General features: G+C 45.7%; 10 protein-coding genes. 2 read left to right on the forward strand and 8 right to left on the reverse strand.

Features of this window, described 5'->3' with window-relative positions:
- Positions 1 to 24: 24 nt before the first annotated feature.
- From RQP52_RS09180 to RQP52_RS09200, 5 genes are all read right to left on the reverse strand, one after another.
- The gene (locus tag RQP52_RS09180) at positions 25 to 978 is read right to left on the reverse strand and encodes a C40 family peptidase (protein WP_315950985.1); all 954 of its coding nucleotides are present in this window, start codon (positions 976 to 978) and stop codon (positions 25 to 27) included.
- Between the two features lie 148 nt (positions 979 to 1,126).
- Positions 1,127 to 1,480 (reverse strand): hypothetical protein, encoded by a 354-nt coding sequence (locus RQP52_RS09185; RefSeq protein WP_315950987.1) that lies wholly within the window; start codon positions 1,478 to 1,480, stop codon positions 1,127 to 1,129.
- A gap of 10 nt (positions 1,481 to 1,490) precedes the next feature.
- On the reverse strand, positions 1,491 to 3,794 hold the full coding sequence (locus RQP52_RS09190; protein WP_127450909.1) for a thiamine pyrophosphate-dependent enzyme: 2,304 nt from the start codon (positions 3,792 to 3,794) through the stop codon (positions 1,491 to 1,493).
- A 35-nt stretch (positions 3,795 to 3,829) separates the two neighbouring features.
- Positions 3,830 to 4,840, reverse strand: coding sequence for a 2-oxoacid:acceptor oxidoreductase family protein (locus RQP52_RS09195; RefSeq protein WP_127450910.1), 1,011 nt, complete (start codon positions 4,838 to 4,840; stop codon positions 3,830 to 3,832).
- Positions 4,841 to 4,955: 115 nt separating this feature from the next.
- A complete protein-coding gene (locus RQP52_RS09200; RefSeq protein ID WP_315950990.1) occupies positions 4,956 to 5,135 on the reverse strand; it encodes a hypothetical protein in 180 nt (59 codons plus the stop codon).
- A 273-nt stretch (positions 5,136 to 5,408) separates the two neighbouring features.
- Here RQP52_RS09200 and RQP52_RS09205 point away from each other — a divergent pair, with 273 nt between their 5' ends.
- Together RQP52_RS09205 and RQP52_RS09210 are read left to right on the forward strand one after the other, a co-directional pair.
- Positions 5,409 to 6,608 carry a HAMP domain-containing sensor histidine kinase gene (locus tag RQP52_RS09205; protein WP_315950992.1) on the forward strand — a complete coding sequence of 400 codons (1,200 nt, stop codon included), beginning with the start codon at positions 5,409 to 5,411 and terminating at the stop codon, positions 6,606 to 6,608.
- A 90-nt stretch (positions 6,609 to 6,698) separates the two neighbouring features.
- Positions 6,699 to 7,097, forward strand: a complete 399-nt coding sequence (locus tag RQP52_RS09210) for a hypothetical protein (RefSeq protein ID WP_315950993.1) — start codon at positions 6,699 to 6,701, stop codon at positions 7,095 to 7,097.
- Between the two features lie 55 nt (positions 7,098 to 7,152).
- Here RQP52_RS09210 and RQP52_RS09215 read toward each other — a convergent pair whose 3' ends face one another.
- From RQP52_RS09215 to RQP52_RS09225, 3 genes are all read right to left on the reverse strand, one after another.
- Positions 7,153 to 12,099 carry a family 43 glycosylhydrolase gene (locus tag RQP52_RS09215; RefSeq protein ID WP_315950995.1) on the reverse strand — a complete coding sequence of 1,649 codons (4,947 nt, stop codon included), beginning with the start codon at positions 12,097 to 12,099 and terminating at the stop codon, positions 7,153 to 7,155.
- A 200-nt stretch (positions 12,100 to 12,299) separates the two neighbouring features.
- Positions 12,300 to 12,785: a low molecular weight protein-tyrosine-phosphatase gene (locus RQP52_RS09220; RefSeq protein ID WP_315950998.1), complete on the reverse strand. Its 486-nt coding sequence runs from the start codon at positions 12,783 to 12,785 to the stop codon at positions 12,300 to 12,302.
- The gene (locus tag RQP52_RS09225; RefSeq protein WP_127450928.1) at positions 12,782 to 13,516 is read right to left on the reverse strand and encodes a phosphonate ABC transporter ATP-binding protein; all 735 of its coding nucleotides are present in this window, start codon (positions 13,514 to 13,516) and stop codon (positions 12,782 to 12,784) included. Before RQP52_RS09225 ends, RQP52_RS09220 begins: the two co-directional genes overlap by 4 nt.
- Positions 13,517 to 13,533 lie beyond the last annotated feature (17 nt).

The raw sequence follows: 13,533 nt of genomic DNA on the forward strand, positions 1-13,533 counted from the left end.
AAACTCCAATGATCGAACCATCACTTAGCGTAAAACACTTCCTCCATACAAAAAGCGGTTCTCCCACTGCTTGCCATCGATCGTATCGACACGAACACCGCCGGATTCAACGGAATACGTATGCAGGATAGTTCCATTCCCCAGGTAAAGTCCAACATGGGTAATCGGTTCTTTGAACGGATCGACATTCTCATAATCAGAAGGTTTGCTTCCTTTATAAGAGCTGAAGAACATCAGATCTCCACGCTTTAATTTTGTCCAATCCGTACTAACAGGTCCTAAAGATCGAACGAAAGTGCCTTGTGCAGCGGAATCACTTGGAACCGAGAGGCGAAGCGCATCCCAGAACATTGTTTGTACGAAATCAGAGCAATCAAACGTGCTAGGATCATTTCGAACGGAACCAAACTCGTAAGGAGTGCCTAAGTAAACATTTCCAGCTGAAATCACCGCTTCAATCTCATCCTCAAGCGGCATACCCGGAACGATCACGGAGAAATCAGTGACCATATATTTGCTGCCTGTGCTTACGTAGCCGCTTGTGCCGTTCGCATCCACAATTTTGTACCAGCTGTCATTGACCTTATCCGTAATTAAAACTTCTTCACCTTTATTAAGCATGCGAATCACTTTGGAACCACTTTCTGATGAAGGAAGCGTACGAAAGTTAACGCCATAAATGATTGCTGCATTGCTGACAATTTTTATGTACTTGCTGTTTGTCGATACATAGCCGCTCACACCTTGAGCATCCTTGACTTTGTACCAATTGGTTGTCACATAATCCGTTACCGTGACGATTTCGTTCGTTTTCAGCAACCGGATCACATGGCTTGACGTGTTCGGCTGATCTCGAAAACTTACCCCCGATACGATCTGTGCTTTCGTCGAAGCACCTACATCCGCTGAAATCGCTGCCGGTAAAACAAAAGTAAGCGCCAAAACAATCAAGCTAACAACCAACGACCATTTTTTCATCGCCTCAACCTCTCTCCATGATGTCATATTTTTCTTACATACCTTTATTATAGTTTCAGGGGCTGAAGAGCGAATATAGGCGAAAGGTTGCGATTTTTGTCGATTTTATGTAAATGCCGCATGGCTGCATACCTATTGACGGCGAGGTTTAATTTTCCAATTTTCGAACCTCGGGTTTTCTTGTTGGAAGCCAGCAGATCGTGAGGTTAGGGTCATTTTTCAATTTCACATTGCAGAGTTTCATTTCCCCTTCTTCAAGCTCAATCACCTGCCAATCTTCTGGCACTATTCCCTCTATGGTGAGGAGAAAATCCTGCGAAAGCTCGTCCGCCTCCTCCTGCTCCGACCAAAATTTCACACCATAATAAACAAGTCCATAATGATTAACCAACATGCAGGTGTAGAGTAGCTCTGTGTTTTTATTTTGCAGTACATACGGCATTTGATCTTCCTCCATTAAAAAGGCACATTCACCGCAACAGGGTGAACGTGCCTCGTTCATATGATTGCTATTACAAATAAGCGTTCTCGTGTTTTGCTTTTAAACGATTCCAACGGCGTTCAACTTCGACTTCGAATGATTTGAGCGAACCCTCGTATTCCGGCTTCGTCATATGCTTCGTTTTCCCCATCGTCTTGAGCCAATCCGATAAAGGAATTTTCTTGTTTTTATCTTCCGGGTTATACGTGATGCTCGTAATGCCGTGCTCCACTTCATACAGCGGGAAGAAACAAGAATCTACCGCAGCACCTACAATGTTGGATCCTTCTTGGTCGTCAGACAGCCAGTTGAGCGGGCATGCAATCAGGATCTTCCCATATACAAGGCCTTCATTCTGAGCGTACCATTGTGCTTTCGCTGCCTTTTTCACGAGATCCTGCGGATACGCTTCTGATCCTGTGAAGACATATGGAATATGCGTAGCCGCCATAATTTGCGCCGTATCTTTATGGTGGAACACTTTCCCGCCTTGGTGTTTCCCAACGTTCGATGTCGACGTGCGATGCCCCATCGGCGTTGAATAGGACAGCTGCGCGCCTGTATTCATGTAACCCTCGTTATCATACTCGAGGATAATCATTTTATGATTGCGCAGCGCAGCGCCAATGGCTGGCCCCATGCCGATATCCATGCCGCCATCGCCTGTAATCATGACGAAAGTGAAATCGTCCTTCAATCCCAAATGATCGAGTTCTCCACGGCGCTTGCGCTCCCAGAACATCTCCACAACCCCTGACAGCGTTGCAGCGCCGTTCTGGAACAGGTTATGAATATACGTCGCCTTATGAGCCGAGTATGGATAACCTGTCGTGACAACCATCGCACAGCCTGTGTGGAAGATTGAAACGATATCGCCTTCGATTCCCTTGAAGAACAGCTCTAATCCCGAGAAAATGCCGCAGCCCGGACATGCGCCATGGCCAGGAGCAATACGCTTCGGCTTCTTGGTTAGAGCGCGCAGTGGCGGGATCCGAACATTCAGCTTGCCGGAGGCTTCATCCGGTGTAACGGTGATGAGGCCCGTCTTCAAATCCTCATATTTCATCGGTGTCAGTACCCGCTTCGGTGCTTTCGCCGGATCACCTGGTGTGTGACCGTAGTAATCGAAGGGCACTTCCACCTTGCCGTTTTGCACAGCGTCAATGGCAAATTGGAACAGGTTATGCCCGTCTTCGGCATAAAAGTCCTTGCCACCTAAGCCGTATATGCGGCTTATGACAAGCGTATCTCTGTTCCCGTGTGTGAACAGCGCCGCTTTAATTTCGTTGACCATATTGCCGCCATGGCCGCCATAGGAATCCGCGCGATCGCCGACCGTGATCGCCTTCACATGCTGCAAAGCTTCGGCAATCTGCTTGGCAGGGAAAGGACGGATCATATTCGGTGCGATCGATCCGGCTTTAATGCCCTTTTCGCGGAGCTGGTCGACGACGTCTTTGATGATTTCGGAAGCCGAATTCATCAGGAACACCGCGACTTCCGCGTCCTCCATCCGATACAGTTCAAGAATCGGATAGTCACGGCCTGTCAATTCGGCATATTCCTGCCGAATGCGATCATACACCTCTTCGGCATTGTACATCGCCATAGATTGCTGATAACAGTTATTAATGTAATCCGGTTCATTCATATAAGGGCCAACCGTGATCGGGTTATTCCGATCTAACGTATCAGGGAAGCCTTGCGGCTTTTCGCCGATAAAAGCATGCACGTCTTCACGATTTGCAAACGTTTGCACTCTGCGTTTCTGATGCGACGTGAAATATCCGTCCGAAGCTACCAGAACCGGTAAGCGCACCGCAGGATCTTCAGCCAATTTCAAGGCGAGAATATTCATATCGTAAACCGCTTGCGGATCACGACACATCACAATCGGCCATCCCGTATTTAAGGCATAATACAGATCCGAATGATCCCCGTGGATGTTCAAGGGACCGGAGACAGATCTACATACCAAGTTCATCACCATGGGAAAGCGTGTGCCGGACTGCACCGGCATTTGTTCCAGCATATACAAATAACCGTTGGCGCTTGTCGCGTTAAATACGCGGCCGCCAGCAGTTGAGGCTCCATAACATATACCTGCAGATCCATGCTCTCCGTCTGCGGGGATGAGCACAATATCATGTTGTCCGTTGGACTTCATCAGATCCAGGAATTGGGCTACTTCGGTCGATGGAGAAATCGGAAAATATCCCATAATGTGATAATTGATTTGATGGGCTGCATAAGCCGCCATCTCGTTGCCTGACTCATATACAATGCGTTGTTCAACCTTGGCCTGCCCTAATTCCTTCTTAATATCAATGGACATAACGAGTAGTTCCACCCTTCTCCCATAAATACTCTCTAAGAGTTTATAGCTAGATTGAAGCGATGTGGCATACGGTGAATATCGGCATAACCGTCTTCTTCCCGCTCATCAGTGAGCGCTTCGGTCGGACAAGCCTGTACACATTTAAGGCAACCTTTACAGTATTGATAATCAATGCCCTGCAAAAACATCTGCGGACGCCCTTTTTTGTCAGGGAGCTCATCCCATACAAAACAGAAATCCGGGCAAGCGTTATCGCAAGAAGCACAGTGAATGCATTTATCTTCATGGAAATGCGGCATCATGCCCGCGCGTGAAATGCTTAAATCCTTTAGAATGCTGTTCCCAGGATTAGAAATCACTCCGCCGATCGTCTGCGTTTCGTATCCGAGTACAGGGGTATCGAAGCGCACGAAATCAGGCATTGTCTCCCCTTCTGGAAGCGCATACGTTTGGAACTTAACTTCGTTGTATCCGCGGTCGAACGTTCGTAAGGCTGGTGCAACAGCCTGCGGATACTTCTTCTCTAATGATTTCCGGATAACACCTCTCATAACATCCGGATCAAGGAAATCACATAACCGGAACAAGGCGCCAAGCATCGCCATGTTTACACGATTTTTCTCCTCCAGCGAAATGCCGATGGCATCGATAACCGCAATCGTGCCGCCTCTTAACTTCATCTTCTCCTTGAGTTCATCCGGCGTTTTCGTTGAGTTTACTAATACTGTACTATCTTCATAGATGCCACTGATAACGTTTACAGTTTTGGAAAGCGATTCATGAAAAACACCTACAACATGCGGTCGTTCTACGGGTGACGTATCCCGTATTTTCGTATCCATGTCACAAAACCTGATGTGCGCTTTCACTGCCGATCCTTTCTTCTCAGAACCATAAGAAGAAAAACTAACCCCGTTCAATCCCACCCCGACCACGCCCGCTTCCGCCAGCATCTTGCCTGCCAGATTAGCGCCGAGACCGCCGATGGATTCCAGTCTTATCTCGAAAAATCCGAGATCGTTCAATTTAGGTAAAGTTACCATGCAAGGTCTCCTTTCAAAAATGAACAGCATAAAGAATAAATAGTATGAATAGTAAATCTACTTACATTGTAACAAGAAATTGCTGGTAATCAACCTTTTTTTAGACAATGCCTTTTTAGAGCAAATAATCGATAATAAGGCCGCATTTTCCCAAATAGTAACTTGCTTCTTCTAACCTCTCACTCTCTGTCTCAGACTCAAGCCTTCCGACATGCTCACACTCGTCACAAACGTTCACATAAGCTTCGTCAATCGGATTAAAGACAACACCGCAAACCTGTGAGCACGCCCGCATCCTCATCTCTCCTCGTTTTCAAATCCCATGAATTTGTAAACGCTTGCATTGATGTTAACTCCTATTATACAGCGGTTAATAGCGTAAACACCATAAGTCTTTATTAAATCTTTAGCAAATCTTTAGCATCCAAAATAGACCCTTTCTCTTGATAAGGTCTAATTCTGTGAGATAATGTAGAAATAGCTAAGATAATGTCGTACACATGGAAAGGATGGCAATCGTTTGCTCCATTCAATCATTTCCCATGAACTGCATGGTCTCTTCTACCTCATGAGCGCTACATTAATCCATCAGGTTCTCACACCTATATTCATCTACAAAGAGCAGCACCGCAATCTGTTATTTGGTATTCTGCTCATCATTCTACTTATCTTTTATTGGAATTTTGAAGATATAGATCCCTTCATCTATTCGCTTCACTTTCTCCCCTTGAGTTTAACAACAGTCATTTTATTTGCTGGTTTTATTCCTGCTTCAATGACTTGGATCAGTTTTAATATTGGTTGTATCTTCGTGCTTCAATATTATTGGCAGCCGGCATTGCTGAGCAGTGCTTTTATCTTGCTAAGCAGTTATTATTTCAGAAATAAAGTGAATCAGCTTAACCTTAAATTCAAAATAACATATGCACTGGCCTTACTGGTTGTGTACGAAGTATTGTATGCACTGCTAGCGTCTTACATACAATCTTACTTTTCCATGTATGTTCTATACACCATATTGTTTACTTTTATTTCACTACTGCTAATCACTTTTTTAGTTTTCCATGTGAAGAAACATGAATTTCATAGACAGCGTATTATCGCGATTGAAAAAGACCGCATGATAGGTCAATTGGCTGCTACGATTTCTCATGAAATTCGCAATCCATTAACCTCCATTCGGGGGTTCCTTCAGTTGTTAGATCAGAAGGAGCTGCCGCTCCATGATCAGAAGAGGTATATTGAGTTAGCGTTATCCGGTGTAGACCAGGCGAATACCATCATCAATGACTATTTGAACTATGCCAAGCCTTCTAACGGGTTGCAGGAGCAGCTGGATATTAAGGAGGAATTGGAAGCCACGCTTCGCTTCATTACTCCACTTGCAACAGATCATCAGGTAATCATCGAAATCATTCATGAGACAGATGACCCCCTGTTCATCTTGGGTGAGTCCAAGAAACTTCGGCAGTGCTTAATAAATTTGGTCAAAAATGCCATTGAGTCCATGCCCGATGGCGGTCACATTGTGCTGCGCACCTGCAAGCTGCCGGACGGTGTTCAAATTTCCATTACTGATACAGGGGTTGGGATGAGCAAGTCACAATTAGATTCGCTAGGCATGCCGTTTTATACAACCAAAGAACAAGGAACCGGACTTGGGCTTGTCGTCGTTATGAGCATCATCAAAATGATGAACGGGAAAATTTCCTTCAGCAGCGCTTTAAACCAGGGTACACAATGCTCCATCCTTTTCCAGCAAAAATAGGAACCAAGTCCCTCCATTTAACAAGGATGATGATCTGTGTTATTCTGTTAAGACAAGCGAACATCATGACTCGTGAAGGAGGGCTTTACCATGAATTCGGATTTCATTCAGATAAAATCGCTGGACGGCGACTTGAAGATGTCTCATAAGAAGAAGGATTATGGTTTAACCATCACGACCAAAGAACTGATTCTTCACAAGCCACATATGAATTATTATTTTAAATTGGAGAACATCATCAGTATTGTTCCCTATGAGCATTCTTCACTGAAAGCCATGTCTTTCGTCAATGCTCGATCGGGTAATCAGGAGACCACACATTTATCTCCGGGCTCCGATCACTTCCGTATTTATGTGCAAGGAGCAACGGTCCATAACAGAAGCGGATTGTTTGAACTTGGTCCTATTAACATCGTTATTCCTATTTATCCAGTCATGCTCGGCGCTATCTCCGAATGCCTCACTCGTACAGGGTTGATCTCTTTATAAATTTTCTAGTGAAAAGGCGTGCAAATGGGTTATCCATTTGCACGCCTTTTTGCCTTTAATTCAAGATCATTCGAGCTACCTCTGCCAAGTCTTTAATATCTACTTTCCCGTCACCATTAATATCTGCCTTTTTGTACTCGCTCCAATTTGGATCATTGAAGGTTTTCCCATAAGCGGCAGCCACGATAGCCAGATCGCCAATTGCAACGTGTCCATCGCTGTTGACATCCGTCGAATGCGCTGTGTTGACCGATTCGATGAACGCTTGAAGCGCTAGATTAAGCTCTGTTACTGCTTGATCGATCTGTTGTTGGGAAGCATTCAGATTGTTCAGCACCGATTTTGCTTTCTCGATCGCTGACAGTAATACAGCCTTGGATCCCAACGGATACTGATTCACTTCTGTTCCTTCCACTGCGCTATCATATTTCGCTTGTGCTGATGCTATAGCGGCGCTAAGTACGGCTCGATCACCCGTCTGGATTTCTACACGCTTGAATACATTGCCGAGTGCGGTTTCCTCCCCTAGACCATTCGAAATCATCACATTAGTTAGCCCGATTACGGCTGGTTGAGCAGAAGATTTCGCTGTAAAACGAAGCTGCAGCAAATCGCCGTTGGCATGAATGGCACCTCCCGCTCCTATGCTTGCCAGCAGGATGCGCACGCGTCCGGACATTTCGTTTTTACCGGCGATGGTTAGTCCCTTCTGAACAGGCTCTGCATCAACAAATTCTATTTGCGCAGGATCGAACGTGACCGTAATGTCCTGTGCATATATACTTTGCGTGACACTAAGATGATTGAGACCATACAAAAGTTCGAAGGACTGTCCGGCTTGTACGCTGCTCGCCCCATTTAATGTAGCCGTCAATTCTGTTGCTTGCTCAGCAGATGGCTTAAGCTGAGGAGTAATCGTCGGGCCCCACACTTCCATCGCATCGATCCCGCTGGCTTGCGGCACAAAATGAACGCGATCAATCGCAAGCTTGCGCGGTTCCGTTGTACCCGCCTTGTAATGAGTATGATACACCATAAACAATTCCGTACCATCCGGCGAGTAGATCAAGGAATGATGTCCCGCACCGGGCACAATTGTGTTGGATTTCATAATCGGATTATACGTGTACTTCGTCCAAGGCCCCATTGGAGTCGGAGCCGTTGCATAACCCACGCCATAATCCGGGCTTTCGAAGTGGTTGCCGGAATAGGTCAAGTAGTAGGTACCCTTATGCTTAATCATAAACGGCCCCTCGTTTATACTTGCAACCGGCTGCTTTTGGCTGCGTTCCCATTCTTGAGTGGCCCGGAACACGAATTGCACCGTATCTTCCTTCATGCTCTTCATATCGTCACTCAACTCGGCCATCCACATTTCATTGCCTTGATTGAATCTGACGAAGTAAATATACCTTTTGCCGTTATCGTCTTTAAAAATATGCGCATCGATTTCCGGCGTATTCAGATGCATCGGTTGCTTGACGTCTTGAACGAACGGTCCTAAAGGTGAGCTGCTTGTTGCTACCGCAAGCCTTTCGTTGACTACATAGTACATGTAGAAGGTTCCGTCCTTTTCCACGACCTCCGGTGCCCAAAAGCCGCTAGTCCCCCAAGAATCGGACTGCTTTAACGCCAATTCATTTTGTTCCGACCAAGTGACCAAATCCGTTGAGGTATACACCTTGAACCCCAAAGACGATTTATTAGGATCCGTATTCGTTCCATACAAGTAATATTTGCCGTCATGCTGCAGTACGAATGGATCCGCAATGTTTGGCAGCACCGAGTTGGTATAAGACGGCCCCGTTATCGAATCGTGGTACGAAGATACTTTGATGTTGTCAAATTTGGCATCGGCATTCCATGTGCGCAATCCGATTGCTCCAGTCGCCATATGCGATGCATCCAACAAGTCGAATTTCGGATATCCGTTGACATTGAGCGGGTTATCGTTTACGTAAACTTGAATGTGATCTTCGTTTGCAAGGACCTTAATATGGTATCGCTCGTTTGCCAGAATCGGCAGTTTTTTGGATGCAAGCTCTTTCCACTGGCCTTTCGACATATGGCCGAGTACTGCCGATTGTGCGGAAGCGTTAATGCCTACGTAATATCCGTCTAAATTATCCGCGCCATTGGCAACATTCAATGCCCTGAAAATAAACCCCGCTTCATTCCCGCTCGTTATTTGCACATCGCCCTCAAGGACGAAATCAGTGAAGCTTTTGCTGTTAAGCACCGCTTTATAGCCGGGACCGCTATTTACCGCATATTGCCCGTTAGACACGGTCCAATTCCCTTCGTACGTAGACCATCCTTCAGCTGATGTTCCACTAAAGTCGTTCGTGTATAAGATCTCCGGCACAGGGGCGGAGTTTGGCACGGTTACTGTTGCTTGCGAACGGAAATCACCGCTTGTAGATGCCGCTTCAATGACCGCTCTGCCTGGCGCTAAGGCCTTTACTAATCCGCTGCTGCTGACGGTAGCGATTTCCGGATTGCTGGAGACCCAAGTCACTTCATCTCCGCTTTCTCCCAGGTTGTGAAGCTGAGCTGTCTTCCCTGATTCGAGTGTCAGCTTCTTCTGATCAAGATCAACTCCGCCTTGAATCGATCTGACAGCAAAATAATCGAATCGGGCATCTATCCGATTATTTGTTGCAACGATATTATTTGCGTAGAAGCCGACCTTGATATTTTTCAAATTCGCAGTGACAGGGTTCGATGCCTGTATCCACGCATATCCATCCCAATAATAGGTCGTATAAACATTCCCCATCTTCTTGATTTTGAGCGTCAGTGTATCACCACCGGGATGAGCCACCTCATTGCCTGGTTTCTTATAACTGCCGTTAAGTTCATAAGCGGTTTCAATAATTTTTCCATTCGCATATACATGCCCCAGCTTTACGAAATTATCTGCATCCTGCCAGACGAACAGACCACCTTGCTGGTGATTTAAGGCAACAGGTGCCGTAACTTTCGTAACAATTTCAAAATCGCCATTGGCGGGCACATTTCTCAAAAATACATTGTTTTGACTATTATTATCCTGATAGACATCCGTAGGCGTCGTATGAATCGTCATTGAACCAGGCGTTTGAGTCAAGCTCCAATTGTCTTTGCTTTCCTGAAAAATGGACCATGCCGGGTCGAGCACCTCGCTATCAAAGGAATCAACGGTGAACTTCGATAAGTCCGGTTCTCCAGGCGTTTGACGGACAGTAATGTTACTTTCACTGATGACTGCGCCATTATCAACACTTGCAACTCGAATTGTTGCGCTGCCTGCTTTCAATCCCTTTACCGTCAGCATCGAGCTACCTGAAGCAGTATCTTTGCTGTCTTGAGTAACCGTCGCCACTTCAGGTGCCGATGAAGTCACCACAACGTTCTTGTTTGTTCCGATTAGCGGTCTCACAGAGGCAACTAAGGAAGCAGTTTCTCCAACCTCCAATGACATAGCTTGATTATCCAGTGTAATACTATCTACCGGTATTGAAACGTCACTCTTCTCTAGAGGCTCAAGAACGATGTAATCCAGTTGAGCGAAATTCAGTTTGCTGGTAAAACGGATCTTGTTAATGCCAGCATTCAAGCTAACATCCATCGATACTGGGTTAAATCCTTTCCAGCCAAAGTTTTTATAAGTGATCGACTCGCCTGTACCTCCATTTACGGAAACTTCATGCTGTGCAGAAGCGCCTCCGGCAGTTCCATTGTCAGCCATGGCAAGGAGTGAGTACTCGCCCGCTTCCTTAACATCAACTGTAAACTCTACATAATCTTTTCCGGGCTGATCCAAATGACCGACTACTTTGTCTCCTGATGCATTATCGGAAGAAGTAATGAGTGCTGTACCGCTGATGAGAGCGTTTTCAGCTTCGTATTTGTATCTCGTTACACTTGGAGTACCTGAGGGCTCCTCCATGGAAGCACCATAAGCGGAAGGCGTTCCGAAATTCGGGGTACCGTCTTCATTCCATGTGAACTTTTGCGCACGGACACTGCGATTTCCCCAGCTACCGCCCGAAAATTGATCGGCGTGATACACGATCCAGTCCTCTTTTCCGTCGGGTGAAGTGGTGAACGTATTATGGCCTGGGCCGTAAGCTGTAGGTGCTTTGCTGAAAATAGGGCCTGACTTGCTCCAGGAAGCAGGGTTCAAAACATTGCCATCCGTGTTGCTTAGCATGCCAAGCGTATAATCGTCCGTCCAACTACCGCTTGCCGAGTAAACTACAAATATTTTACCGTTTTTCTTCAAAATCTCCGGTCCTTCGTTGATATAAGGCGTACCTTTACGTTCCCATTCTTGGTCCGGCGTAGAGATTTGAACTCTCGGACCGCTGATTGTCCAAGGATTGCTCATTGGAGCGATATAAATGCTTTGCTTCACATTGACATCGCCTTCCCAGCCCGACCATACGAAATATTTGGAATTGTCATCTTTAACCAGAACCGTTCCGTCAATTGCCCACTTATTCGTGCTGTCTGAAATTTTCCCTTTCAACGTATATGATCCTTGTGGATCCTGGGAGTCTCCTTCCAGGACATACATCCTGTGATTTTCATTCGCACCGTCATCCGCAGCAAAATAGATGTACCACTTCCCATCCAGATATTGCAGCTCTGGCGCCCACAGTTCCTTGGAATAGGCTTGCCCGCTTGGCGGCGAATAAACAGTCACTCTGGGGACTGAGCCGATATCCTGCAATCTTTTCGCCTTCGAAATCGAGATAGATGCATCTCTGTTGGATTTTACATAGTAGTAGTAGCCATCTCTATACACAATGCTCGGATCCGCTGAACCGCCACTGCTGTTGGAAACAGGAACGATTGGGTTTTTAAAAGTCGTTCTCTCTTGAACCGTCACTTCCGCAGATGCTGTAGCTCCATCGTCATTAGCGGCTGCTGTGAATGTTAAAACCATGCTGGCAATCAAGGCAGAAGATACGATCGTATGAATCTTTTTGGATATGCAATTTAATCTTTTCTTCAAGCTTCTTCCTCCTGTCACTACCTATATTTCTCCAAGTACAAGATACATTATGTAGCAAAAAAACGAAATTGTATTTGCGTTATCCCGTCTTTTTGTTTGTTTTTACAATTTATTCGTACAAATGTATACACAATTAAGCATTTTCAACGACAAAAAACGGAGCTTCGCGAATTTGCGGGCTCCGTTTTCTAAATAACTTTTTATGTAAGTTGTTCCTTATCAAGGATATACGTCAATAAGTTTGCGCAGCTCTCTTCAACCATCTCGTAAACTTCTTGAAAATTCCCCGTATAATAGGGATCCGGAACATTTTTATCCTTTCGCCCGGGTGCAAAATCCAACAATTTATGAATGGAAGCACGCTTCTCACCATCTACCGGTTCAGGAGCGAACGCAGCTAGATTCTGCACATTACTCTCATCCATCGCAATGATATACGTAAATTGCACGAAATCATCGGATGTTACCTGTCTAGCTTGCATGCCTTTGTAGTCAATCTGGTTTTTATCTAAAATATCCCGTGTTCCTTGGTGCGGCGGATGTCCGATATGCCAATCACCTGTGCCTGCGGAATCAATAGCAATGGCATGTTCAAGTCCGGCTTGTTTGACCTGATGGTGAAAAACAGCCTCTGCCATGGGAGAGCGACAAATATTTCCTAAACAAACGAATAAGACCTGGATCATACTTCACCAAATACAAGCTTTTTCTCACGCATCGTTAACTGTCTAGCGGGGATGTCGAGTACGATCCTACCCTCTGAAAGACCCCAAATACGTGTTGCGAATCGCTCTGCTAATTCCACCTTATGCAATGTAGCGATTACACTCATATTCCTATCTTTGCATAATGACTTCAAATCCTGAAGAATATACTCCGTTGATTTCGGATCTAGACCAGAAACAGGCTCATCAGCGACGAGCACTTTAGGTCCAAGTATTAAAGCCTTTGCGATGGCTACACGTTGCTGCTCACCGCCGCTAAGCTGACCAACCTTCTTGTCCCCTTTATCCAGCAGGCCTACCTTTTCCAAATAATCCATGCTATCTACATGCTCATCCCTGGACGTCATGCCTGTAAGAACTCGTATTGGCGCTTGAAACACTCTGCCCATCATGACATTCTTGACAGCGCTTTTATTTCGATTCAGCGCAGGTTTCTCTTCTAAGTAAGCGAAATCCTTGCCTAATTTAAAGCGCTCCCAAGGTCCCGGTTGAGAGATATCATTAGAGTTATAAATTAACTGGCCGCTTGTCCACTTTTCTTGATGGCTAATGCAGCGCAGCAATGTTGTTTTCCCACTCCCGCTACTACCTATCACGGCGATAAATTCGCCTTGATCCACTTGAAAGCTAACCTGAGAAAGCACTTGATTGTCTGGCGGATATACTTTACTTAGATTACGTACGGTAAGCATGACAATCTCTCCTTCAT

This window comes from Paenibacillus violae (assembly GCF_032461945.1).
GTDB classification, from domain to species: Bacteria; Bacillota; Bacilli; order Paenibacillales; family NBRC-103111; genus Paenibacillus_E; species Paenibacillus_E violae.